The sequence below is a fragment of the Knoellia pratensis genome (assembly GCF_042666395.1).
GTDB classification, from domain to species: Bacteria; Actinomycetota; Actinomycetes; order Actinomycetales; family Dermatophilaceae; genus Knoellia; species Knoellia pratensis.
Genome location: NZ_JBHTDJ010000004.1, coordinates 448,133 through 471,615, shown reverse-complemented (window position 1 = coordinate 471,615; position 23,483 = coordinate 448,133). Strand labels below are relative to the sequence as shown.

Here is a 23,483-nt window from a genome sequence, read left to right as displayed (position 1 = left end):
ACATGAATGACACCACCGCTGCGTCTCCACGAGGGACCACCGTCCTCCACCGTCGCTACGTGCCCTACAGCCACGCCCACTACGCCGGCAACCTCGTCGACGGCGCCTACTCCCTGGCTGCCTTCGGTGACGTCGCCACCGAGATGTGCATCGTCACCGACGGTGACGAGGGGCTCTTTGCGTCCTACAGCGACGTGCAGTTCCTCGCTCCCGTGCGCGCCGGCGACTGCATCGAGATCGAGGCCACCCTCGTGCGGGTGGGCACCCGTAGCCGTGAGATGGAATTCGTCGTCCGCGTCGTGACCCGGGGCAATCCCGAGCGGGGCGAGTCCGCCGCCGACGTCCTCGACCCGCCGATCGTCGCCACGACGGCCCGCGGTGTCGTGGTGGTGCCGCCGAGCTGAGGTTGGTGACCTACGGTGGCTGCGTGCCGCCCAAGATCCCGTATGCCGTGCGCCTCGTCGGTGCGATGCTCGCCGGGATCCTGCTGTGGCTGGCCTTCCCGGAACACAACCTCTGGTGGCTCGCGCCGGCCGCCGTAGCGCTCCTCGGAGCCGTGACGCTCGACGTCGGCGCCCGGCGCGGTTTCGGTCTCGGCGTCGTGGCCGGCTGGGCGTTCTTCGTCCCCGTCCTGTCGTGGTCCGGGGTCTATGTCGGCAAGCTGCCCTGGGGGGCCTTGGCCACCCTCGAGGCGCTGTACTTCGGCGTCATGTGCGCGGTGGTCGGGTTCGTCGGCCAGCGACTCCGTCCGCGGTGGGGAGACGCCGTGTATGCCGTGATCCCGCTCGCCTGGGTCGCGCAAGAGCTCGCCCGTGGGACGACGCCCTTCGGTGGATTCCCCTGGGCCCGACTCGCATTCAGCCAGGCCGACAGCCCGCTCGCCAACGTGGCGCAGTTCCTGGGGGCGCCCGGCGTGACGTTCGCCGTGGCCCTCGTCGGCGCCGAACTCCTCATGGCAGCCATGGCCATGCGCGACAACTGGAGGTTTGCGGGCCTTCAGCTCGCGCTGACGGTCGGATTCGTTGCCGTCATTGGCGTCCTGCTCGTTCCATCGGTCGACGGGCGGCGGGTGACTGTCGGCCTCGTGCAGGGCAACGTGCCGCATCCCGGGCTCGACTTCAATGCCGAGCGTCGCGCCGTCCTCGACAACCACGTGCGGGGGACGGAACTCCTGGCGGAGACGGCGAAGACGGACCTGGGCGAGCGGGTACCCGGACCACTCAGCCTCGTCGTATGGCCCGAGAACGCCTCCGACATCGACCCGATCCGCAACGCTGACGCCGCAGCTCAGGTGCAGCGCGCCGTCGCTTCGGTCGGCGTGCCCGTCATCGTCGGAGCAGTGCTCCAGGAGCCGGCGCCCAAGGTCTCCAACGTCTCGCTGTTCTACCAGCCCGGGGGAGGGGAGCCCGGGCGCTACGTCAAGAACCATCCGGTGCCCTTCGCCGAATACATCCCCTACCGCTCCTTCTTCCGCAACTTCAGCGACAAGGTCGACCTCGTCACCAAGGACTTCGCGCAGGGCAAGGTCCTGGGCGCCTTCCAGGTCGACGCGGCCTCCGGCGCCTACTGGGCGCTGCCGACGATCTGCTTCGAAGTGGCGTACGACGACCTCATGCGTGACTCCGTGACCCAACCCGGCAAGGACGCGAGCCTCCTGCTCGTCCAGACCAACAACGCGACGTTCGGCTACACCGCCGAGTCGGAGCAGCAGTTCGCGATCTCGCGCATCCGGGCCATCGAGCACGGTCGCTCCGTGGCCCACGTGTCGACCGTCGGCGTGTCCGGCTTCATCGCGCCCGACGGATCCGTCACCGGCAAGACCGGGCTGTTCACCGCCGAGCAGCGGATCGGCTCCGTGGCCATCCGCAGCGATCGCACCCTGGCGGACCAGCTCGGCCCGTGGCCCGAGCGACTCGCCACTGTGGCGCTCATCGCTCTCGTCGTTGCGGTTGGCCTGGGCAGTCGACGGGATAGGGTCGAGCGACTTGTTTCGGCACCACCCACGAAGGACCACGTTGACTGAGCGTCCCCCTCTCGACCGCGTTGTCGTGCTCATCCCGACCTACAACGAGCGCGAGAACCTCCCGACAATCGTCGGGCGGGTTCGGCGTGCCGTCCCCGAGATCGACGTCTGCGTCCTTGACGACAACTCGCCCGACGGCACCGGCGCGCTCGCGGACGAACTCGCCGAGGCCGACGACCAGGTCCACGTCCTGCACCGAGCTGGCAAGGAAGGTCTCGGGGCGGCATACCTCCACGGTTTTGCGTGGGCCCTCGATCGCGGCTACGACGCGCTCGTCGAGATGGATGCGGACGGATCGCACCGACCCGAGGACCTGCGACGGATGCTCGAGGCAGCCGAGCAGGCTGACCTCGTCATCGGATCGCGGTGGGTCCCCGGTGGCGAGGTCGTCAACTGGCCAGCGCACCGCAAGGTCCTCAGCGTGGGCGGCAACATCTACACGCGCCTCGTGCTCGGCATGCGGGTCAACGATGCGACGGCTGGCTACCGCGTCTACCGGTCCGAGGCACTGCGGCAGCTCGATCTCGCCAGCGTCGAGTCCGCCGGCTACTGCTTCCAGGTTGACCTCACCCGTCGGGCCGTCCAGGCCGGCCTCGTGGTCGTCGAGGTCCCGATCACCTTCGTCGAGCGCGAGCACGGCGAGTCCAAGATGGACCAGAGCATCGTGCGGGAGTCCCTGACCCGGATCACGGTCTGGGGAGTGCAGCGTCGCGTCGACCAGGTGAGGGAACGGCTGACGGGCCGCGCTCGTTGGCACAAGTTGTGACACACCCGATCGGCTCCACCCCTTATGCGCGCCGTCAGAAGCGTCCTCGTTGGCTCGTGTTCGTCCTGGTCGGCCTCATCCTGACCCCGATCATCGAGATCGCCGTCCTCATTGCCGTGGGCAAGACCATCGGCCTGGGCTGGACGATCCTCGCGCTCTTGCTCCTCACCGTCCTCGGCACGTGGCTCGTGCGCCGCGAGGGTGCACGGACCTGGAAGGCGCTGCGGGAGGCCTCGCAGACCGGCCGCATGCCCAGCAAGGAGATCGCCGACGGGGTGCTCGTCCTCATTGGCGGCGCGTTCCTGCTGCTTCCCGGATTCGTCAGCGACATCATCGGGCTCTTCTTCGTGCTCTCGTTCACCCGGGTTTTCGCGCGTCGCATCCTCGAGGCCTTCGTTGCGAGCCGTGTGCTGGTGCGGATGCCCTTCCCGTCAGGCGCGGACGGTCAGCCGTCCCCCGGCGCGCGAGGCACGATCCGCGGCGAAGTCGTCGACTGAGCCACCCGGCATACCCGCTCGGCAGTGCGCACGCAATGGGACCGCGAACGCACGTATGCCGTGTGCCCAAACGGGCACACGGCATACGGCGTTGAGTGGGGAGTGACCCTCAGGCCGACTTCTTCTTGCCCGGCTTCTCGCCACGGGAGGCGCGAAGGAGCAGGAGACGCTCCTCAAGGAGTTCCTCGAGCTCGGGGATGGAGCGACGCTCGAGCAGCATGTCCCAGTGGGTACGAGCCGGCTTGACCGGCTTGGGCTCGGGCTCGGGGCCGCCGCCCTGAAGCTTGGCGTCCTCGCCGCAGCGGCACTCCCAGGTGGCGGGAATCTCTGCCTCGATCGAGAACGGAAGCTCGATGCGGTGTCCCTGCGGGCACAGGTACGTGGTGATCTGACGCTCGCTCGGGACGACGTTCTCGTCCGTCTCCATGCTGAGGGCGCCGAGTCGGCTGCCGCGCAGGCTGCGTTCTGCCATGGGTATCTCCCAACGAATTCGTGGATCCCGACGGATGGGTGCCGCGTCGGGTGTCACAGATGAAACGGCTGAGGCACCGCCGTTGTTCCGAGAACAGCGATGACGTCGCTGCCGCCCGTGCTTGGGCGCAGCTCCCCCTGTGACCGGAATCACGCCCTAACGGCGCGACAGATCAGTCTAGCGGATCTAGACCACCGCTGGCACATCGTTGCCGGCCTCTTGGATGCCGCGACGCATGTCGACCTTGGCCAGGAGCGCGCCACCGACGACGAAGAAGACGATGAGGGCGAGAATGGCCGGACGGTAGGAATCGGTCAGTTGGTGCACCACACCGAAGATGACGGCCCCGAACCAGCTCGTGCCGCGCTCCAGCGCTTGGTAGAGGCTGAAGAACTCAGCCTCCCGGTCGCGGGGAACGAGTTGGGAGTACATCGAGCGGCTCAACGCCTGGGTGCCACCCAGGACGAGGCCGATGCCGACGCCCAGACCAAAGAGGGCGCCCGTGGCTCGCTCCGGGACGAAATAGGCCGCCACGATCACGAGCACCCACATGCAGATACCCGCCAGGACCGTGCGCCAAGCGCCCTGGGTGCGAGCGATGCGGCCGAAGATGAGGGCACCACCGAAGGCCACGAACTGCACCATGAGGAAGAGCGTGAGCATCGTCGTCTCGGAGAAGCCCAACTCGGCGGTGCCATAGAGGCTGGACTGGCCGATGACGGTCTGAATCCCGTCGTTGAAGAACATGTAGGCGATGAGGAAGAGCATCGTCTGACGCAGCATGCGGACGTGCTTGAAGGTGTCCTTCAGCTGACGGAAGGTGCCACCGACGACACCGGCCTGAGCCGCGACAACCGGACGTGCGACACCGCGCATCTGCCACATTCCGATGACGGGGATGAGGGTGAAGAGCCCCCACCACAGTCCGGCCATGAGCATGCTGAGGCGCACCGTCGACCCTGTCCCACCGAACGTGTCCTCGTTGCTGAGCATGAGGAAGTTGACCGCGAGCAGCAGTCCGCCGCCGAGGTAGCCCAGCGCCCATCCACGCGAGGAGACCTTGTCGCGATCATCCGGTGACGCGATCCGGACGAGGATCGCGTCGTAGACCACGAGGGAGGCACCGAGCGCGATGCTCGCGATCATCAGCAGCAGAACGCCCAGCTGCCAATTGGTGCCTTTGACGAAGAACATCAGGGACGCGGCGACCGATCCGATGCCGGCGAAGAGCGCCATGAGCCGCGCCGGTCGCTTGGTCCGGTCGGCGATGGCGCCCACGAAGATGAGGAGTACGGCTCCGACGAAGGTCGACAACCCGACGGTGTAGGGGTGCAGCGACCCCGGGTCGATCGGCAGACCCAGGACGTTGAGGTCGGTGCTGCAGTCGGCGCCTTCGGCCAGTCCGGGACAGGCCGCCTCGGTGGCGATCGCCGTGAGGTAGGGGCCGAAGAGGACGGTCGCCGTTGTGGTCACGAACGCCGAGTTGGCCCAGTCGTACCAGTACCAAGGACGCTGGTATTTGGCTGTTTCGGTGTAGTCCCCGGTCGCGGCCACGGCCGACTGCGTCGTCATGAGCCGAACCTTCCCACACCCGCCCGGGGTGTGGGGCGAGTATGTCTACTCAGCCTGCGAACTCCCAGTGCCACGGCTCCGGTGTGGCACCGGAGGGACCTGCCCAACTCGGGTGGAACCAGCCGTAGAGCGGGGCATTCTGCTTCATCCACATGTGGGCGGGTGAGCCGAAGTTGTTGATGCCACCGCAGAGGTCGAGCGCCATGCCAAGGCCGTGACGACTCGTGCCGGGACGGGCAGCGAAGCGTCCACGCTTGGCCTTGGTGATGTATTGCTGGCTCAGCGAGCGGTACGAGTCGGTGACACAGATTGGGCTGCCGGTCTGCCGGGCGTAGGCCTGGCTCATCGCGTTGAATGCGGCGGCGGCACGTGGCGAGAGCATCTCTCCGGGGGCCTGCCACAGGGGGCAGAGCGCCGACGCAGGGAACATGCCGTTGGGGTAGGCGTTGCTGGCCGTGCTGCACGGCTTGCCGACACCTGCCGTGGCCAACGACGACCCGAGGACCTTCTGCAACTTCGCGTAGGCAGCCTTGGCCTCGGGTGTCTGGATGCCCACGAGGTAGGCCGCGATCGGGCCGGCCTTGGCGACCTCGGCGGCCTGCGTCTTCTGCAGGAGCGTCAGCTTGGCCTGCTGCGACTTGACGAGGACGTCGAGGGCGGCCTTCTCGGTGACGATCCTGGCGGCGGCGTCGGTGGCGGCCTTCTGAGCCGCCGCACGACTGGACGTCAGCTGGTTCTGGCGGGCGGTCAGGGTCCGCACCTCGTCGACGGCTCGAACGCGCTGGTCGGTGAGGTAGGAGAGGTCGCCGAGCGGGTCACCCACGTCGGCTTCTTCGGCGCGCATGGCGTCGAGCATCGAGAGCATCTCGCCACCCGTGCCGCCCTCGGCGTAGGCCTGGAAGGCCCACTCGCGCACGATGGCGCGCGACCGCGCCAGGCGCCCCTGGAGGACGCCGAGCTCGATCTTGGCCTGGGTTGCGGAGTCGGTGGCTGCCTGCTCGGCGGCTCGCGCCTCCGTCAACGACTCCAGGAGTGCGTTGGACTGGGTTGCCACACCTTGCAGCTCCTTGAGCGCGATGGACAGTCCGGTGTTGGAAGCGGTGATCTGGGCCCAGATCTGGTCGGCGGCGTCGATCTGCTTGGCGAGGTCAGCCGTGGTCAACAACGTGTCCGGGTCGAAGGAGCGGGGGCCGTCATCGGACTCGCCCGGATTCGGCGGCTGCCACGGCAGGCGCGGCGTCGTCGGCTTGGGCTTGGGCGGTGTCGGGGGCGCCGGGGGTGTTGTCGAGCCTGGAGGCTTGGTGGTCGGCGGCGGTGTCGTGGTGACCGGAGGAGGCGTCGTCGTCTCGGGCGGCGGTGGAGGCGTCGTCTCGGGGGGTGGGGGCGGTGTGGTCTCGACCGGCAGCACGGTGATGGGCGGGAGGATCGGCTCGGCTGACGCGACGCCAAAGGTCAGCGCAACGGCAGCCGCTGTGGCAGCCAACCCTGTCGCGGCTCGCGACAGTCGTCTCCGTTGCATGATCGAGGTTCGCTCTCTGGGCGCGTCCACCGCGCCCCCTGCGCTTGACCGGGCAGTACCCGGCGGTCGTCCCGTCAACACTAGAGGGTGGCGTCGTGCCTGTCAGCCCGACCGTGTGATGGCGTCGGCGACCGCCTTGGCGAGAATCGCGTGACCAGCGTCGTTGGGGTTGGTGCCGCTGGCCACCATGAGGTCTGGCTTGTCGACGAGCGGCTGCTTGGTGTCGAGGTAGACGACATCGGCCCTCATCGCAGCGGCTTGGACAGCCGACGTCTGCTCGGTCAGTGAGCGCGGCACGGGGCGCAGGTCCCACCACGGGTTGACGACGTAGATCGTGGCCCCGGGCGCAGCCTTCTTGAGATCGGCCAGGGTGTCCGTCACGGCTTGGGCGAACTCGTCTGCCGGAAGGCCAGAGTCGTTTCCGCCGCCGGTGACGACGATCGTCTTGGGCTTGGCCCTGGCCACCTCGGCCGCGACCCCTTCGAAGTTGGGGCACGCCGCCTCACCGCAGGAACCCTCGGGCCCCATCCTGATGTAGCCGGTGCGGGCATGTCCGAGGTTGACCTCCGTGAGGCCCAGCTCGGCCGCGACGATCCTCGTCCAACGCTTCGCCGGGGCTGTCGCGCTCTTGCCCTCCGCCACGGAGTCACCCAGGAAGACGACCGAGTCGGACGATGAGGTCGGGGACGATGAGGGCGCGGACCTCGAAGGCGTCGGTCCGGCCGTTGGCGACGCGGACGTCCCCGGACCCGCAGGGGCGGATGCCTCGGGTGTCCGGCTGCGCAACGAGAAGCCCACGAGGATCAGGGTGAGGACGAGGAGGGCTGCGAGTGCGCCGTTCTCGAGACGGTCATTCATGGTCAGCAGTGTTCCACGAGAGCAACGACCTCACGCGGACCCTTCGACCTGTCCGGTCGCCTGACCTGAGTGGACAAGGCAGGACCTTCCGATTGACCCACTCATGCGCGGCCGAGATGGTGAAGCCTCACCCGCTCGTGGATCACCGTCGCCCCACAAGGAGCATCCAATGCGCCGCACACTGTCCCGGCCCGCCGCAACTCTTGTCGGCAGCCTCGTCCTTGCTCTCGGCATCGCCGCGCCGAGCACCGGATCGGGAGGGCTGCCCGCCGCGCAGGCGGCCACACCGCTCACGTCCGAGGTGAACCCCTTCATCGGCACCCAGGACAACGGCAACACGTTCCCCGGCGCCAGCGCGCCGTTCGGGATGGTCCAGGTCAGCCCGGACACCGGGGGGGAGGGCGGCTACGACTATTCACAGTCCTTCATCCACGGCTTCAGCCAGACGCACCTGTCGGGTGTCGGATGTCCAGTGGTCGGTGAACTCCCGGTCATGCCGACCACGGGAGCGGTCACGTCGACCGACACCGCGGCATACCGGAGCGGTTTCACCCACGACGACGAGGAGGCGACACCGGGGTACTACCGGGTGGGGCTCACGAAGTACGACATCGACGCCGAACTGACGGCGACCGACCGCACGGGTTGGCAGCGCTACACCTTCCCGACGGGCCAGCAGGCCAACGTGCTCTTCAACACGGCCAAGGCCAACAGCACGGTCTTCGACTCCGAGATTCACGTCGTGGGTGACCGCACGATCGAGGGGCGCATCCACAACGGCAACTTCTGTGCCGGCAAGGACGAGCACACGATCTACTTCTCGGCCCAGTTCGACGCGCCGTTCGAGAGCTTCGGAACGTGGACGGGCTCGACGCGCACCCCGGGCGCTCGCGATGCCTCGACCGAGCGCGGAGGCAACGGTGCCTGGGTGACGTTCCCCGCCGGCACGACCACCAGCACCCTCAAGGTCGGGCTGAGCTATACCGGCGTCCCGGGCGCCCGCGCCAACCTCGCGGCCGAGACGGGGACATCGTTCGACTTCGACGCGACCCGCACCGCGCTGACGCAGCGCTGGGAGGAACAGCTCGGCAAGGCGCGGATCACGGGTGGGACGACGGCTCGACGCACGGCCTACTACTCCGCGCTCTACCACGCGCTGCTCCACCCCAACCTCGCCGAGGACGTCGACGGCAAGTACTTCGGCTGGGACGGCAAGGTGCACACCAGCGACGGGTGGACGGCGCGCCAGAACTTCTCGCTGTGGGACACCTATCGGCCGCAGAACCAGTTGCTCGAGATCCTCGAGCCCGATGTCGCACGTGACTCCTACTTGTCGATCCTCGCCATCGGGCGTGAGGGCGGCTGGCTGCCACGGTGGGCCCTGGCCAACAGCGAGACCAACATCATGACCGGCGACCCCGTGACACCGTTCCTCGTCGAGGGCTGGTCGAAGGGCTTCCTCGCGGGGCACGAAACCGAGGCCTATGCCTTGCTCAGGCAGAACGCCACCGAGCGACCGCCGGTCGACAGTCAGTTCAACGGGCGCAGTGGGCAGCACTACTACGAGAAGCTCGGCTACATCCCGTTCGGGCTCGAGCTCGGCACCGACTGCGTGCACCACGGTGGCGACAACGACTGTGTCCACCCCGCGTCGGCAACGCTGGAGTATGCGGCTGCTGACGCGTCCCTGGCGCAGATGGCCAAGGGCCTGGGGAAGACCGCTGACGCGGCGATGTTCGACGAGCGCGGCCGCAGCTACCGCAACCTCTTCGACGCGACCACGGGCACCTTCCGTCCGCGACTCGAGGACGGCAGCTGGCTCGACCCCTACGACCCGGTGGAGGCGTCGCACGCGTTCCACGAGGGCGGGGCGTACCAGTACCAGTGGCTCGTGCCGCAGGATCCGGCAGACCTCGTCAAGCTCCTGGGTGGCGAGGACAAGGCAGCGCAGCGGCTCGACGACTTCTTCGCCTACGACAAGCTGCTGACCGACCCCGAGGGGACGGTGCGCAACGACTGGATCGAGGCGACCTACGCCTACTACTCCAAGCCGACGTACAACCCGAACAACGAGCCCGACCTCCTCGCGCCCTACATGTATGCGTGGGTGCGGGAGCCGGCCAAGACGGCAACGGTGACGCGGGCGGCATACACACTGTTCAATCCCGGACCGGACGGGATGACCGGCAACGACGACCTCGGCACGATGTCGGCCTGGTACGTCATGTCCTCCTGGGGCATCCACCCGCCGATGAGTGGAGCGAACTACTTCGTCGTCTCCACACCGCAGTTCGAGCGCACCGACATCACCGTGGCCCGCCCGGAGACCGGCACCGCACGACAAGGTGGACACCTCACCATCACGGCGCCGGGTGTCTCGGACGACCGTCGCTACGTGCAGTCCCTGAATGTCAACGGGTCGCGTTCGACGAAGAGCTGGATCGGTTGGGACGCACTGCGATCCGGCGGTTCGCTCCAGCACGTTGTCGGCGACACCCCCAGCTCCTGGGGCACGCGTCCGTCCGATGTCCCGCCGACCGTGTCGACCTCCAAGGGTTCGTCCAAGGTGAGTCTCAGCATGACGGTGAGGCCCAATCCGCTTGTCCTCGGGACCGATTCGACGTCGGGCAAGTTCGTCGTTGATCTGCTCGGGCAGGCGCAGAAGAGTCTGCCGACACGGGTGACCGTGGCCGTGCCGGAGGGTTGGACGGCCACGAAGGCCAGCACCGACGTGGTCCTCAAGAGCAACGGTGTTCCTGCGTCGGCCTCGGTGCCGGTGACTTTGGGACTGCCAGCTGGGGCGGGAGCGGGCGACCACGAGGTCGTCGTCACTGCCTCGGCGCCGGGCGTGCCCGATGTCGTTCGCACCCTGAAGGTGACTCTCAAGGAGCCGCTGTCGTGTGCCGGGGCTGCGGCGCCGTGCGCCGTCGACCTGGGCGCCGAACGGAACCACGACGGGACGGCGACGGTGGCAGCCAGCACCGAGGGCAACTTCGACGGGAGCGGTTGGGCCTTCGACGGCGCGCTGCTGCCGGCCGCCGGTTCGTGGGTCCACGACGGAGTGGCGTATGCCGTCCCCTCGGCTCTCGGGACGACGCCTAACTTTGTCGAGGCTCGGGGTCAGACGTTGCTCGTTCCGGCCGGCTCTCGGTCCCAGTTGCGACTCATCGGAGCCACGCACAACGGAGATGTCTCGACCTCGTTGCGCGTGACGTACACGGATGGTTCGGTGGCGAATGTGCCTGTGTCGCTGACGGACTGGGCCGCTGGTAGTGGTCACAACGGCAACACGGTGGCGATCGCCATGGATCACCGAATCAAGGGCGGATCGGGTGTCGACGGACCTCCGGTGCAGCTGTTCGCGGCGGGTGGCGCGACCGACGGCGGCAAGCAGCTGCAGTCGATCACCCTGCCGAACGACCCACGCTTCGAGGTGTACGCACTGACGCTCCAGTGAGGCGATGAGTCTGTCCACAGGCGGGTGATCGGTGGGTCGTTGTCCACAGATCACCCGCCGTGGCTGGCGGCCCCTGAGCGCGCCGACGCACGCTGGCACCAGACATCGGTGCCGCGTGCGGCGTGAACAGGGAGTGCAACATGGCGAGCAAGACCGGTGAGCCGACGGAGACGTCGCTCAACGCTGTCGAACTGTCGGGTCGAGTGAGTGGGGAGCCTGAGCTTCGGGAGCTGCCCAGCGGTGATCAGTTGGTGACGTTGCGGCTCGTCGTGGCCCGGCCGAAGGGTGGGCCGGTCGACACCATTGACCTGGCGTGTTGGTCCTCTGCCACGCGTCGGTCTGCCGAGCGGGTGGCCGACGGCGACCATGTACACGCCACCGGTGCCCTGCGGCGGCGCTTCTTCCGCACACCGGGTGGGGCGGCGAGCCGCTACGAGGTCGAGGTGACGAAGCTGTCGCGCCGTCGAGGCTGAGTGCCTTCCCGTGAAGTGGATTGCCGACCCAAAGAACTGGCGCCATAATGGCGCCATGCCGAGCATTCAGATCAAGGATGTGCCTGAGGACACCCACGCGGTGCTGCGCCAACGTGCGGCGGCCGCCCACCAGTCGTTGCAGGAGTACTTGCGCTCTCGCTTGATCGCGGAGGCCAGCCGGCCCACGCTCACCGAGGTCCTCGACAGGGTCGGCGAGCGATCTGGTGGGTCGCTCCCGCTCGCCGACGCGGTCACGGCTCTCCGGGGGGACCGTGCTCGTCGTTGATGCCAGCGTGCTCGTCGTCGCTCTCGCAGATGACGGACCTCACGGCGAGGCCGCCCGGGCCCGGTTGCGCGACGAAGAACTGACCGCCCCGGAACTGGTCGACCTTGAGGTCGCTTCGGTGCTCCGCCGACAGCATCGTGCGGGCCTGTTGGGCCATCGCAGGGCGGCTCTCGCCATGGAGGACTTGGGTGAGTTCCCGCTGCTGCGCGCGATCCATGGGCCCTTGTTGGCTCGTTGCTGGGAGTTGCGAGACAGTCTCACGCCCTATGACGCGGTGTACGTGGCCCTGGCCGAGGCATGGGGCGCCGCACTCCTCACCGGCGACCGTCGTCTGGCGCGTGCCCATGGGCCCCGGTGCGCCATCGAGACACTGAGAACTCCGGGCTGACCCAGCACTGTCAGGCATGGGTCAGTGGGTCAGCTTGAGACCCACGACACCCGTGACGATCATGCCGACGAGGACGAGGCGCACGGCCGAAGCGGGCTCCTGCCCGGTCACCATGGCGAACCCCACGGTGAGGACGGCACCAATGCCGACCCACACGGCATACGCCGTCCCGACCGGAAGGTCACGCATGGCGAAGGCGAGGCCGGCCATGCTCAACCCGAGAGCGGCGGCGAAGGTGACGGCGGGCCAGAGCCGGCTGAGGCCTTCGGAGCGGCCGAGAGCTGTGGCCCACACCGCCTCCAGGACACCGGACAGCACGAGAACGATCCACGACATGACGAGTCACTCCTGTGGGCCGTCTTGTCGCGTGCCGGGTACGGCGCCCCTCGTCCGGAAGCCTCATCAAAGGCTCTGATCCGAAGGTCTCACATGGGGGAGTGGCAGGCAAATTCGTTCGGTCAGAACTCAGAGGTCGCGTTCGTAGTAGATGGCGAGCGGGCCCTCGCCACGTCCCTCGTGACAGTCGAAGCCGAAGGCCTCGTAGAGATGACGGGCAGCTTCGTCGTCCTCCGAAGTGTTCAGGTCGACGTAGATGGCTCCGCGCTCACGGGCATGCTCGAGGACCTCGGTGAGGAACTGACGGCCGATGCCATGGCCACGCTGGGCAGGAGCGACGTAGAACTCGGCGAGATACGCCTCCTTCTCGACCGCCCACGTCGCGGTGCGGAACCTCAGGATCGCCAGGCCGATGGGCGGTGCACCGGTGAGCAGGACACTCGTGTCGCCGCCGCGCACGAGGTCTGAAAGGTGACCAGCGAGCCACGTCGGCTCCGGCGACGGGTCGTCATACTCCGTGTTGAAATCCACCAAAAGGGCTGCGGCACAGCGGAATTCGTCGTCTGTGATGGCTGAGAAGCTCGTCCCCATCCACTGAGGCTAGCGCTCACCCGAGTCGGAGACCATGGGGGAGTGGGGTGCGCCAAGTCCGCCAGCCGTAGCAAGATCGCAGGTGTGAGTGGGAATTCGGCGTCGGAGGACAGGTTGCGCGACCTCGTGCTGCTCCGGCGCGTGCGCGATCGGATGGACCGTGAGTTCGCGCTGCCGCTCAACGTCGACGCCCTGGCACGGGACGTGCACATGTCGTCCGGCCACCTCAGCCGGTCGTTCAAGGCTGCCTACGGCGAGTCGCCCTACAGCTACCTCATGACTCGGCGGATCGAACGGGCCATGGCGCTCTTCCGACGCGGTGACCTCAGCGTCACCGATGTCTGCTTCACCGTGGGCTTCTCGTCACTGGGAACGTTCAGCACCCGATTCACCGAGCTCGTCGGGATGCCGCCCAGCACCTATCGCGCGATGGCAGAGGAGTCTGCCGGGGAGTTGCCTTCCTGCGTCACCAAGGCCGTCACCAGACCGATCAGGAATCGAGAAGCGCAGCCGGAGACGCCCAACTAGCGTCTGCGGCATGGACATCACCATTCACCACACGTTCCTTCCCCACACCGACCCGGAGGCCTCGCTCGCCTTCTATCGCGACGTCCTCGGCTTCGACGTCCTCACCGACGTTGGTCAGGGCACCATGCGCTGGATCACGGTCGCGCCGGCCGGAACCACGGCTCCGTCGATCGTGCTGAGCCCGCCCGCGGCCGACCCGGGCATCACCGACGAGGAGCGCAGCACCATCGCCGAAATGATGGCCAAGGGGACCTACGCCACCATCGTGTTGACGACGCCGAACCTCGACGAGACGTTCGACGCGGTTCAGGCCAGCGGGGCCGAGGTCACGCAGGAGCCCACGAACCAACCGTGGGGTGTGCGCGACTGCGCGTTCCGCGACCCCGCCGGCAACCACGTCCGCATCAACCAGGCCTGAACTCGAGGGTGTTGCCGGATGTGCGACCCAGGGGCTCAGTGGCTCGTCGACTCAGCGGCCCGTGAGGATGACGAGCCGCTGAGTCGCCCTGGTCATGGCGACGTAGCGGTCGACGGCACCCTCGATACCGTCCCCGAACGTCTCTGGATCGACCAGGACCACGAGATCGAACTCCAGACCTTTGGACAGCTCCGGCGTCAGCGCCTTTTTTGTGCCCGGGGGAGTCAGGCGCGAACGAGCACCTGGAACTCGTTGCCGTCAGGGTCGATCAGGGTGACCGCCCCTGGGGTTTCGGAGCGATCCTCGGTGCGGCTGGCACCCAGCACAGTCAGCCGCTCGACCTCCGCTTCGAGCTCGGTGTCGCTCGCGACCGAGAGGTCGAGGTGGAGTCGGTCTCGGCCGTTGCGCTCCATGAGCGGCGGACCGCTCCAGGTGATCTTGGAGCCGCCAGCGGGGGACTGGATGGCCGTCTCCTCGTCCTGGTCCCACACCAGCGGCCATTCGAGCGCCTTGCTCCAGAAGTAGCCGACGGCCTGCGAGCCGTCGCAATTGACTGCGCCGATCACGCCGGTGTCCGCCAGGAAATTGCTACCGGGCTCGATGACGCAGAGTTCGTTGCCTTCGGGGTCGGCAAGAACGACATGGGCGTCGTCGGGCGTCTGTCCGATGTCGATGTGTTGGCCGCCCAGTTCCAGTGCTCGCACGATCGTGGCGTCCATGGCCGCCTGCGAGGCACTCGTCAGGTCGAAGTGGATCCGATTCTGGTCCGGCTTGGGGGTGTCGGTCTGCTGGACGGTGAGGCGGTATGCCACGCCATCCTGTCGAATCACCGCTACGCCACCGCCTGGCTCATCGACGACGTCCCAGCCGAGCACCCCGCCCCAGAATTCAGCGACTCGTCGCGAGTCATGGGCGTCGATCCGGACGGCGTGCAGCTGGGCTGTCATGCAGTCACCGTATGGAGCACGCCAAAGTCGGCGCAACGGGATTTGGGCGAGACGGGTCTGGGCCGTGAGTGTGCACAGCAAGACCCGCGACGTCGTGCCGAACGGGGTCCCGGACACCTCACAACTCGACGCTCTCCGCAACCTTGTGCTCGTCAGAGAGTGAGCTGAGGTCCATCCGCTCCAACGGCCTGAGGAGCGCGCGAGCATCGCCCGCCTCGTCTCCAGCGCCTTCCTCAGAGAGCCGAGCGAGGATCGCCCGTGCGTCCCGTAGTCGCTTCTTTGCGCGCGCGAGGTACACCACGCGCTGCCGATCAGTCAGTTGTCTCATTTCCGCGTTCCCCGTTGACGTCAGAACACAAACACCATAACCCCCGATGGGACGGGTACCTACCGCGACCAGTGACACACACCGCTACCTTTCGTTGGGGCTCCACGACCGCTGGATTCTTACGCCGATAATCAACATTATGTAAGGTTAACCAGTCCGGATGTCATCTGATACTTCATCCGCACTCCCCTGATACGCCCGCAACCGTCGGACATCCGCCCATGCCATGCGGGGCAATCGCATCATCTCGCCGGCGTGGGCAACGATGAAAGCTTCCCTTGTTTCGTAGGCCAAGTCGACAGCTTGGCTACGCTCGTTGTTGCGCTGGGCACACATGTTCTTGCGCCCAAGCACGCCATAGCCCGACACGACGACCCCCTCCGTCAACTCGGCAAACTTACGAGGGACACCAGTACATCAGTCGGGCGAGTCAGTCCCTACCGCTTTCCCGTGGGAGAACCGTCGGCTCATAGCCGCGTGGAGTGCGGATCGGGGGTGCTTTTACCGCCCGGAGTTGATACGCAGGGTGTCCAGTATCTGCCTGCGTATTGCATCAGATGAAGCCCCCCCCCCGCAGGCCTGGTTCTGCTGCGTCGTCGACATGGTCACCCGTCTGGCTACAGGTCGGCGAATCTGGCGACGGCAACGAACAGGCATCCCAACAGGACGACGCCGTTGATGGCGAAGACCTGCTTGTATTCGCGGAGGCTCCAATGTGAGATGGCGGCGCCGACCATGACCATCGCGAGGCCGACTGCGGCGAGCGGGGTGAGGACGGGGGCGATGCCGGTCGCCCACGGCAGGATGAGGCCGACGGCGGCGGCGAGTTCCAGAGCGGCGACGACCCTGATGACAGGAAGGGAGAACGGCGCGACGCCGGTCTGCCCGGTCGCGATCATCTTCTCTTTCGTCTGGGTGGACTTCGCGTACCCGGACGCCAGAAACGCGGCGGCGAGCAAACCCTGGGCGATCCAAAGTGCCATGTTCATTGCGGAATCTCCGTTCCATTGTGGGTGGTCGGTGGGGCGGTGTCGCCGCCGAACTGTTCGGCGGCGAGATCCACGAAAGGGGTTGATGCGACGCTCTTCGTCGACGCAGCCGGCTGAGTGTCGAACACGTCGCGGAGCAGCCAGATGGGCGAGGCGGGTTCCGGTGAGTGCGAGGCTCAGCGCCGACGATCCTCACGAGATGGCCCCGCCCCGGCGCCGCGTGTGGGGCAGCCGGGAGCGATCATTCATCGCCTCTGTCGATCTTCGTGGTGAGCGAGCGGGTGCGGGTCAGGAGGACGGCGGCGAACGCTAGCCAGATGGTGCCGCCGAAGCGCACGACCGGGAGTAGGTAGCCGAAGCCGTCGGCCACCGGCGCGAGCAGGCAGAGCAGTCCGGCGGCGGCGAGCACCAGTCCGGTCCACGTGACGGCGCGCGGCAGCGACCCGTCACGTACACCCGCCCGGGCGATTCCGGCGATGAACAAGGCGAATGTCGCCGCGAAGGCCACGCCGCCGGACCAGAACGACAGGTCGGCCATGATAGATCGCTCTAACGAGATGTAACGTACACGGGGACCGCCACACCGGCAACAAGGATTCGAGGACGGGCCATGCCCAACGACACCAAGCAACGAATCATGGCGGCCAGTGCCGAACTGTTCCGCCGCAACGGCTATACCGGCACGGGTCTCAAGCAAATCGTCGCGACGGCCAACGCGCCGTTCGGCTCGCTCTACCACTTCTTCCCCGGTGGCAAGGAGCAACTCGGGGCGGAGGTGATCCGATGGTCCGGCGACACGTACGTACACCTGTTCGATGCGGCCCTAGGCCCCGCTCCTGATCTGGCCACCGGGATCCGTACCTTCTTCGCGGGCGCTGCACATACTCTGCGCGAGAGCGACTACGCCGACGCGTGCCCCGTCGCCACCGTCGCGCTGGAGGTCGCCAGTACCAGCGAACCGCTGCGCCTCGCGACCGCTGATGTGTTCGAGGCATGGATCGCCGCCGGTACCGAGAGCTTCGGCCGGTTCGGACTGCCCGCCGAGTCGGCCCGCCAACTCACGATCGCCACACTCGCCGCGCTGGAAGGCGCCTTCGTCCTGAGCCGGGCAATGCGCAGTACCGAACCCCTGGACATCGCCGCGCAGGCGATCGTCACCACCGGGCAGGCACTGGCCGCCCCCGAATGACGCGTCCGACAACAACAGAATCGACAGACAGCTCGCGCAGTCTTGCACGGCCCCTACATGACCATCGCCGACGTCGAGTACGGGCAGCCTCAAGGGCTCTGAAGTAGGTTCACTAGGGCTTCGAGGATGCATAGGAAGGATAGGAAGGTCAGTGTCTGCTTACACAGTGCTCATCGTCCCGCAATGGCAGGGATCGGGCGCACCAAATGCACGCAACCTCTCGGCCGGTTCGCGTTCCGCCGGTGCCTTCGTCGGCGGTGTGTCTCAAGTGGAGGTGGCGATCACTGAGGCGCCTGGAGACATGCGGGGCGGGGTACGCGCGCTCAACGAACTCGCCGCGAATCTTGCCGCCACGAAACGGGCGTTGGCAGATATCAGCGGCCCTGTCGTCACGATAGGCGGCGAATGCAGCGTCGACCTGGCCCCGATCGCTGCAGCACGGTCTCGGTACGGTGACGCTCTGACCGTGTTGTGGATCGATGCCCACCCCGACGTCTATGCTCCGGGGGAGCTGAGCTCAGGATCATTCCACGCGATGATCCTTCGAACGTTACTCGGCGAGGGGCCTGCAGCCCTGGTGCCACGCGAACCGCTCGATCCGCGACAGGTCCGGCTAGCCGGACGCCGGGTCGGTGGCGATCCGGAACTGGCCTACCTTGCACGCACTGGGCTCCGTCAACATGCGGTGGCCGACTTCGAGCGGGTCCTCGATGGCCTAGCCGGGCCGGTGTACCTACACATCGATCTCGACGTGCTGGATCCTGCGGACTTCAGATCGGTCGGCTATTCCGAGCCACACGGCGTGACCGCGGAGCGTCTTATCGCCTTGGCGCGCGAGGTCCCGGGTCTCATCGGTGCGGCGATCTGTGAATACGCGCCAGGCCCGAGGCCGGTGATTGCGGAGGAGAACCTGATCCGCGAGTTGGTTGCCGCCTTTCAATTCTGAACCACGGGCCCTGCCTCGAGGTGATCGGCGGACCTGGGACCGGCCGCTCACCATGGAGCCTGCCATCCCCTGAAGCCTTCAGAACTCAGATCAGCCAGGCCGTGTAGAACAGGCCCAGCCCCGCGAGGACGAAAACTCCGGCGATCACCCAGAAGCGGATGACGACGTTGACCTCGTCCCAACCCAGGTGTTCGAAGTGATGATGGATGGGCGCGATCCGGAAAACCCGGCGCCCGACACCGGTGAGTCGCTTGGTGAGCTTGAAGTAGCCAACCTGAACCAGCACCGACATCGTTTCGAGGACGAAGACCCCGGCGATGACCGCCATGAGCAGCTCCGTGCGGGACATGATCGCAAGACCCGCGAGCGCTCCCCCGATGGCCAATGAACCGACGTCGCCCATGATGATTCGCGCAGGCTTGGCGTTCCACCACAGGAATCCCGCGCAGGCACCGGAGATGGCAATGGCGAAGACCGCAAGGTCCAAGGGATCCCGCACCTGGTAGCACTGCGACTCCACCAACGACGGTCGCGCGGAACCGCACAACTGGTTGCTCTGCCAGATGTTCACGAGCGCGTACGCACCAAAGATCATGGCGCCAATGCCAGTGAGCAGCCCGTCAGCGCCGTCCGTGAGGTTGGCGCCGTTGGAGGTCGCGGTGACGACGAACCAGATCACGAGCAGGACCACGATCAGGGGCAGTTTGACTCCCCAGTCGTGCGTCGTGGAAAGGTGCTGCGAAGCCGGGGTGACTCCCCTGTCGTTGGCGAAGAACTGGGTTGCCAGGATCCCGAACACGAGCGCGACGAAGGTCTGTCCAGCCATCTTCGGGCCGCTGCGCAGGCCTTGGTTGTGCTGTCGGTAGACCTTGATGAAGTCATCGAGGAAGCCGACCGCTGCGCACCCCGCGAACAGGAGAAGCAACAACCACGCGCTGGCACTCGGGCGACTCCCCGTCAGGAACGTCGCGATCAGGTATGCCGCGGTCGCGCCGACCACGATGACGACGCCTCCCATGGTCGGCGTACCGCGCTTGACATGGTGGGTCGTCGGGCCATCGACGCGAATCGGCTGGCCAAAGCCGTGCCTGGTGAACCACCCGATCGCGACACGGGTCCCAAAGAGTGCAAAGGCCAGCGCCAAGGCACCGCTCAGCCCAACGGCCCGCATGAACTTCCTCCAACAAACCTCGACGTGCAGGCAAGTCTGGATGAGGCGCGTCCGACAGCGGGGCATCGACACGCGCCCCCTTGTCACCCCTGCATCCTCGGATCCTTCGTCGGATCGGCATACATGCGCGGACAACCATGCTCAACGGCGTCCGGCCGCAGCTCGAAGTGCCACGGCTCGTTCCGGTAGATCTGGCACAGCCCATAGCGGGCGCCATTCCTCGACAGCCACGCCGCGGACGCAGATGGCCCCAGGTCCACCGCCTCCCCCGCCACGTGGGCGGACGTCTTGGGCGTCGCGACCCACCGAGCCGCCTCCTTTTTCGAGCCGTGCTGCGCGATCGCATCACGCAAGAGCCGCTCCTGGTACTCCGGCGAGCGCCAGCCACTGTTCACGACCAGCGCCTGCCCGTGAGCCTCGGCATCCTTCGCCGCGCGGCGCAGGGCAGCCAGCAGATCGGGGTCGAGTTTGGTCACGGCCGCAACCCTGTCGTTGAAGACCGTCACCCCGTCGGGCACCTCGCCCGTGGCACCGAGGCCTGCGGGCTGCTGCACTCCCCGAGAAATGCGTGGACTGGGCGCCGACACCGATGACCGGGAGGGCGACACGATGAGGGGCGCGGCCGACGTCGAAGGCGAGCTCCTGAGCAAATGGTGGCCGAGGCCAGCCGCCATCACGGCGAGGGCGGCCAACACGACGCCGGCCCGGATCAATCCCGTCCGGCGTCGTGTGTCCACGGTTCGCGCTGCGTCGCTGTAGGTCACGCGCTCAGTCAAGGTCGCGGCGTGTTGCCAGCCCGTATGCCGTTTTGCATACGTCAGCGATATCGCGACAGTCATAGCATCGCAGGCATGCGTGTGCTGATCGTCGAGGACGAGCCCCTCATGGCAGAAGCCATCCGCGACGGGCTCCGGTTGGAGGCGATTGCCGCCGACATCGCACCTGACGGTCACGCCGCCCTGGAACTGCTCAGCATCAACACCTACGAGATTGCAGTCCTCGATCGCGACATCCCGGGGCCTTCCGGCGACGAGGTCGCGAGCCACATTGTCGCGTCGGGCAGCGGCATACCCATTCTCATGCTCACGGCCGCAGACCGACTCGACGACAAGGCTTCCGGCTTCGAGCTCGGGGCCGATGACTACCTCACCAAACCCTTCGAGCTCCAGGAGCTCGTCCTTCGACTGAGGGCTCTCGATCGCAGGCGCGGCCACAGTCGCCCACCGGTGCGAGAGCTCGCCGGTGTCCGGCTGGACCCCTTCCGACGCGAGGTCTTTCGCGACGGACGCTACGTCGCGTTGACGAGGAAGCAGTTCGCCGTGCTCGAAGTTCTCATCGCGGCCGAAGGTGGTGTCGTCAGCGCGGAGCAGCTCCTCGAACGGGCTTGGGACGAGAACGCCGATCCCTTCACCAACGCCGTACGCATCACGGTGTCGGCGCTGCGCAAACGCCTCGGCGAACCCTGGATCATCAGCACGGTGCCCGGTGTCGGCTACCGCATGGACACTGCGCCTGTGACTGGATCGGAGCAGCCAGACCGTGGATAGAGAACCCGGGATGACCGTTCGCCTCAAACTCACCCTGAGCTACGCCGGGTTCCTCATGGTCGCGGGCGGCCTGCTGCTCGCAGTGGTGTGGGTCTTCCTCCTGCGCTATGTGCCGGACGTGACCTCGGGACCGAGCCTGGGACCCGGACCGGGGAGGTTCATCCCCAATCGCTCCGACCTCCAGCGCGCCTTCGTCCCGAAAGCTGCCTGGGCCATGGCCGCACTGCTCGTGCTCGGCCTGGTTGGCGGCTGGGTCCTCGCGGGCCGGATGCTCGCTCCCCTGTCTCGCATCACTCGAGCCACGCGCATGGCCACCGACGGATCCCTCGCTCATCGGATCCAGTTGGAGGGTCCCCAGGACGAGTTCCGGGAGCTCGCCGACGCCTTCGACACGATGCTCGCCCGGCTCGAGGCACACATCCTCGAGCAGCAGAGGTTCGCGGCCAACGCCTCGCACGAACTGCGCACCCCACTCGCAATCTCCCAGACGCTTCTCGATGTGGCGCGGACCGATCCGAACCGGGACGCTGGTGAGCTCGTCGAACGCCTCCGCTTCGTCAACACCCGAGCGATCGACCTCACCGAAGCACTCCTCCTCCTCAGCCGCGCCGACCAACGGTCGTTCACGCGCGAGCAGGTCGACCTCTCCCTCATGGCCGAAGAGGCAACGGAGACACTGCTCCCCCTGGCCGAGGCGCGCGGCATCGACATCGTGACCGACGCCGACTACTCCCCCACCGTCGGGTCACACGCGCTGCTGCTGCAACTGTCGACGAACCTGGTGCACAACGCGATCGTCCACAACCTGGCTGATGACGGCACCATCTGGGTCACGACTGGAACCGAGTCTGGCCGTGCTGTCCTCACGGTGGAAAACACCGGCGCCGCACTCTCAAAGCAGTTGGTGTCGACCATCGTCGAGCCCTTCCATCGCGGAAGTCAGCGCATCCGCACCGATCACGCAGGCGTGGGCCTCGGTCTGGCGATTGTCCAGAGCATCGTGCGCGCCCACGACGGAACCCTGACCCTCGCTCCACGAGAAGGTGGCGGCTTGTCCGCATCGGTCCGCCTCCCGGGCGAACCTCCGGTCAGTTCCGAACGAAGGTGAGATCGAAGTCCTTGCGCCACGTGGACCCCTGGTCATCAGAGGCCTCCCAACGACCCGTGATTCGATCCGGTGTGACCTCAGCGATGAAGCGCTGAAACATGTCCGGATCCTCGCGAGTGAGGATCCACTGCGCACCGTCGAACGTCATGGCAAAGACTCGGCAGACGCCCCTCTCGTCGTGATAGAGCGCAGTGAACTCGTCACGCGCGTCGCTGCGACCAAGAACCAACAGTTGCTCGCTCGTGGCCACACCAGAATCGCCCTGCATGGTCCACCTGCACACCACGAAGGTGTGGTCCAACCACTCGACGGTGGCTGAACCGGGCACCTCCAGATCAGCTGGTTCCAAGAACCAGGCACCGCTCAACGTCGTGCTCCACGACCCGACCAAGGCATCCAGCCGGGCCATGACCTCATTGCGCATCACAGCCTCCATCTCGTTGTTCCTTGCCTGCGCCTGTCACGACCTGGCGAGCCTGGCCGACGGTGACGACATGACGCCGGGGGCGGGCTCGTCGAACCCGAGCCGGCGATAGAACGCCGCCGCACCCACGTTGTCTTCACCGACTCCGAGGTGCACACCGGCCACGTCACGAACGACCAGCTCCTCGCCGAAGGTGCGCAAAAGCTCTCGGCCGAGGCCACGCCCCTGAGCCTCGGGCAGCAGGTCGATGTGCAGATGCGCCGGGTACCCCGTGGCCGCGACCAGCCTGAGCATCAGCTCTGGGCGGGTCCCACCGTCGAACAGCCACATCTCGTCGTCGCGCGACGACGTGTCTCCGTGCCGCCCGACGAACTCCGGCACCCATGACTGGCGCCACCAGTTGGCAAAGTCATCCGTGTCAGCGACACCCACGACGTAGCCCGCAACATGGCCCCCCTCCTGCACCACCCAGCCCAGCGCAGCCGGGTACCGGACGTACGGCTCGAGGTACACGTCGGGAAGGAGACCATCGCTCGACCATCGGCCCGTCGCATCCTGGCCACTGTCCCCCGTGAGCAGGCAGACCCGACGCATCGCCTCGAGGTCGTCAAGGGTGGCCGGCCGGATCGTCACGCCCCGAGGTTAGCCGG

General features: G+C 66.9%; 27 protein-coding genes, 1 pseudogene and 1 riboswitch. Of the genes and pseudogenes, 14 read left to right on the top strand and 14 right to left on the bottom strand.

From position 1 onward, the window contains the following. Nucleotides 1-2 precede the first annotated feature (2 nt). From kal to ACFQRE_RS18415, 4 genes are read left to right on the top strand one after another with little or no spacing between them, the layout of a single operon-like run. A complete protein-coding gene (gene kal, locus ACFQRE_RS18430; RefSeq protein ID WP_380125247.1) occupies nt 3-404 on the top strand; it encodes a 3-aminobutyryl-CoA ammonia lyase in 402 nt (133 codons plus the stop codon). A gap of 23 nt (nt 405-427) precedes the next feature. Next, nucleotides 428-2,023, top strand: a complete 1,596-nt coding sequence (lnt, locus tag ACFQRE_RS18425; RefSeq protein ID WP_380125245.1) for an apolipoprotein N-acyltransferase — start codon at nt 428-430, stop codon at nt 2,021-2,023. Further along, nucleotides 2,016-2,789, top strand: a complete 774-nt coding sequence (locus ACFQRE_RS18420) for a polyprenol monophosphomannose synthase (RefSeq protein WP_380125243.1) — start codon at nt 2,016-2,018, stop codon at nt 2,787-2,789. Before lnt ends, ACFQRE_RS18420 begins: the two co-directional genes overlap by 8 nt. Nucleotides 2,790-2,845: 56 nt before the next feature. Beyond that, nucleotides 2,846-3,286: an FxsA family protein gene (locus ACFQRE_RS18415; protein WP_380125241.1), complete on the top strand. Its 441-nt coding sequence runs from the start codon at nt 2,846-2,848 to the stop codon at nt 3,284-3,286. A 109-nt stretch (nt 3,287-3,395) separates the two neighbouring features. On the opposite strand, the gene ACFQRE_RS18410 is transcribed toward ACFQRE_RS18415, so the two are convergent. The 4 genes from ACFQRE_RS18410 to ACFQRE_RS18395 form a co-directional block, all read right to left on the bottom strand. Further along, the gene (locus ACFQRE_RS18410) at nt 3,396-3,758 is read right to left on the bottom strand and encodes an RNA polymerase-binding protein RbpA (protein WP_380125239.1); all 363 of its coding nucleotides are present in this window, start codon (nt 3,756-3,758) and stop codon (nt 3,396-3,398) included. A 186-nt stretch (nt 3,759-3,944) separates the two neighbouring features. Then, the gene (locus ACFQRE_RS18405; RefSeq protein ID WP_380125237.1) at nt 3,945-5,330 is read right to left on the bottom strand and encodes an MFS transporter; all 1,386 of its coding nucleotides are present in this window, start codon (nt 5,328-5,330) and stop codon (nt 3,945-3,947) included. 49 nt (nt 5,331-5,379) lie between these two features. Continuing rightward, nucleotides 5,380-6,813, bottom strand: coding sequence for a D-alanyl-D-alanine carboxypeptidase family protein (locus tag ACFQRE_RS18400; RefSeq protein WP_380125235.1), 1,434 nt, complete (start codon nt 6,811-6,813; stop codon nt 5,380-5,382). A gap of 138 nt (nt 6,814-6,951) precedes the next feature. After that, on the bottom strand, nt 6,952-7,707 hold the full coding sequence (locus ACFQRE_RS18395) for an SGNH/GDSL hydrolase family protein (RefSeq protein WP_380125233.1): 756 nt from the start codon (nt 7,705-7,707) through the stop codon (nt 6,952-6,954). 169 nt (nt 7,708-7,876) lie between these two features. Here ACFQRE_RS18395 and ACFQRE_RS18390 point away from each other — a divergent pair, with 169 nt between their 5' ends. The 4 genes from ACFQRE_RS18390 to ACFQRE_RS18375 all read left to right on the top strand — a co-directional run bounded on the left by ACFQRE_RS18390 (nt 7,877) and on the right by ACFQRE_RS18375 (nt 12,311). Further along, nucleotides 7,877-11,164 (top strand): GH92 family glycosyl hydrolase, encoded by a 3,288-nt coding sequence (locus ACFQRE_RS18390; protein ID WP_380125231.1) that lies wholly within the window; start codon nt 7,877-7,879, stop codon nt 11,162-11,164. A 140-nt stretch (nt 11,165-11,304) separates the two neighbouring features. After that, nucleotides 11,305-11,637, top strand: coding sequence for a single-stranded DNA-binding protein (locus ACFQRE_RS18385; protein WP_380125229.1), 333 nt, complete (start codon nt 11,305-11,307; stop codon nt 11,635-11,637). Between the two features lie 55 nt (nt 11,638-11,692). Continuing rightward, nucleotides 11,693-11,923 carry a FitA-like ribbon-helix-helix domain-containing protein gene (locus ACFQRE_RS18380; protein WP_380125227.1) on the top strand — a complete coding sequence of 77 codons (231 nt, stop codon included), beginning with the start codon at nt 11,693-11,695 and terminating at the stop codon, nt 11,921-11,923. Continuing rightward, entirely contained in the window at nt 11,910-12,311 is a 402-nt protein-coding gene (locus ACFQRE_RS18375; protein WP_380125225.1) for a type II toxin-antitoxin system VapC family toxin, read from the top strand. Before ACFQRE_RS18380 ends, ACFQRE_RS18375 begins: the two co-directional genes overlap by 14 nt. Nucleotides 12,312-12,332: 21 nt before the next feature. On the opposite strand, the gene ACFQRE_RS18370 is transcribed toward ACFQRE_RS18375, so the two are convergent. Beyond that, nucleotides 12,333-12,647 carry a DMT family transporter gene (locus tag ACFQRE_RS18370; RefSeq protein WP_380125223.1) on the bottom strand — a complete coding sequence of 105 codons (315 nt, stop codon included), beginning with the start codon at nt 12,645-12,647 and terminating at the stop codon, nt 12,333-12,335. 13 nt (nt 12,648-12,660) lie between these two features. Next, nucleotides 12,661-12,726: riboswitch (guanidine-III (ykkC-III) riboswitch) on the bottom strand. 50 nt (nt 12,727-12,776) lie between these two features. After that, entirely contained in the window at nt 12,777-13,238 is a 462-nt protein-coding gene (locus ACFQRE_RS18365; protein WP_380125221.1) for a GNAT family N-acetyltransferase, read from the bottom strand. 84 nt (nt 13,239-13,322) lie between these two features. Here ACFQRE_RS18365 and ACFQRE_RS18360 point away from each other — a divergent pair, with 84 nt between their 5' ends. Both ACFQRE_RS18360 and ACFQRE_RS18355 read left to right on the top strand, forming a co-directional pair. Beyond that, on the top strand, nt 13,323-13,766 hold the full coding sequence (locus tag ACFQRE_RS18360) for a helix-turn-helix transcriptional regulator (RefSeq protein WP_380125219.1): 444 nt from the start codon (nt 13,323-13,325) through the stop codon (nt 13,764-13,766). A 10-nt stretch (nt 13,767-13,776) separates the two neighbouring features. Further along, on the top strand, nt 13,777-14,184 hold the full coding sequence (locus ACFQRE_RS18355) for a VOC family protein (protein WP_380125217.1): 408 nt from the start codon (nt 13,777-13,779) through the stop codon (nt 14,182-14,184). Between the two features lie 51 nt (nt 14,185-14,235). Here the strand turns inward: ACFQRE_RS18355 and ACFQRE_RS18350 are convergent. The 4 genes and pseudogenes from ACFQRE_RS18350 to ACFQRE_RS18335 form a co-directional block, all read right to left on the bottom strand. After that, nucleotides 14,236-14,391 (bottom strand): annotated as a pseudogene (locus ACFQRE_RS18350) (ATP-binding domain-containing protein); the annotation flags it as partial. Between the two features lie 17 nt (nt 14,392-14,408). Continuing rightward, nucleotides 14,409-15,131, bottom strand: coding sequence for a VOC family protein (locus ACFQRE_RS18345; protein WP_380125215.1), 723 nt, complete (start codon nt 15,129-15,131; stop codon nt 14,409-14,411). 945 nt (nt 15,132-16,076) lie between these two features. Beyond that, nucleotides 16,077-16,448: a DoxX family protein gene (locus tag ACFQRE_RS18340; RefSeq protein WP_380125213.1), complete on the bottom strand. Its 372-nt coding sequence runs from the start codon at nt 16,446-16,448 to the stop codon at nt 16,077-16,079. 241 nt (nt 16,449-16,689) lie between these two features. Further along, on the bottom strand, nt 16,690-16,986 hold the full coding sequence (locus ACFQRE_RS18335) for a hypothetical protein (protein WP_380125211.1): 297 nt from the start codon (nt 16,984-16,986) through the stop codon (nt 16,690-16,692). 72 nt (nt 16,987-17,058) lie between these two features. Here ACFQRE_RS18335 and ACFQRE_RS18330 point away from each other — a divergent pair, with 72 nt between their 5' ends. Both ACFQRE_RS18330 and ACFQRE_RS18325 read left to right on the top strand, forming a co-directional pair. Next, a complete protein-coding gene (locus ACFQRE_RS18330; RefSeq protein WP_380125209.1) occupies nt 17,059-17,637 on the top strand; it encodes a TetR/AcrR family transcriptional regulator in 579 nt (192 codons plus the stop codon). A 166-nt stretch (nt 17,638-17,803) separates the two neighbouring features. After that, complete coding sequence (locus ACFQRE_RS18325; RefSeq protein WP_380125207.1) at nt 17,804-18,583, top strand: arginase family protein; 780 nt, start codon at nt 17,804-17,806, stop codon at nt 18,581-18,583. An 85-nt stretch (nt 18,584-18,668) separates the two neighbouring features. Here ACFQRE_RS18325 and mraY read toward each other — a convergent pair whose 3' ends face one another. After that, nucleotides 18,669-19,754, bottom strand: coding sequence for a phospho-N-acetylmuramoyl-pentapeptide-transferase (gene mraY / locus ACFQRE_RS18320; RefSeq protein WP_380125205.1), 1,086 nt, complete (start codon nt 19,752-19,754; stop codon nt 18,669-18,671). A gap of 83 nt (nt 19,755-19,837) precedes the next feature. Continuing rightward, nucleotides 19,838-20,518 carry a M15 family metallopeptidase gene (locus tag ACFQRE_RS18315; protein ID WP_380125203.1) on the bottom strand — a complete coding sequence of 227 codons (681 nt, stop codon included), beginning with the start codon at nt 20,516-20,518 and terminating at the stop codon, nt 19,838-19,840. An 87-nt stretch (nt 20,519-20,605) separates the two neighbouring features. Between ACFQRE_RS18315 and ACFQRE_RS18310 the strand changes: the two genes are divergently transcribed. After that, the gene (locus tag ACFQRE_RS18310) at nt 20,606-21,301 is read left to right on the top strand and encodes a response regulator transcription factor (RefSeq protein WP_380125201.1); all 696 of its coding nucleotides are present in this window, start codon (nt 20,606-20,608) and stop codon (nt 21,299-21,301) included. 10 nt (nt 21,302-21,311) lie between these two features. Next, the gene (locus tag ACFQRE_RS18305; protein WP_380125199.1) at nt 21,312-22,409 is read left to right on the top strand and encodes an ATP-binding protein; all 1,098 of its coding nucleotides are present in this window, start codon (nt 21,312-21,314) and stop codon (nt 22,407-22,409) included. On the opposite strand, the gene ACFQRE_RS18300 is transcribed toward ACFQRE_RS18305, so the two are convergent. Further along, a complete protein-coding gene (locus ACFQRE_RS18300; protein WP_380125197.1) occupies nt 22,390-22,845 on the bottom strand; it encodes a hypothetical protein in 456 nt (151 codons plus the stop codon). The genes ACFQRE_RS18305 and ACFQRE_RS18300 overlap by 20 nt on opposite strands. Nucleotides 22,846-22,869: 24 nt before the next feature. Next, a complete protein-coding gene (locus ACFQRE_RS18295) occupies nt 22,870-23,466 on the bottom strand; it encodes a GNAT family N-acetyltransferase (protein ID WP_380125195.1) in 597 nt (198 codons plus the stop codon). Nucleotides 23,467-23,483 lie beyond the last annotated feature (17 nt).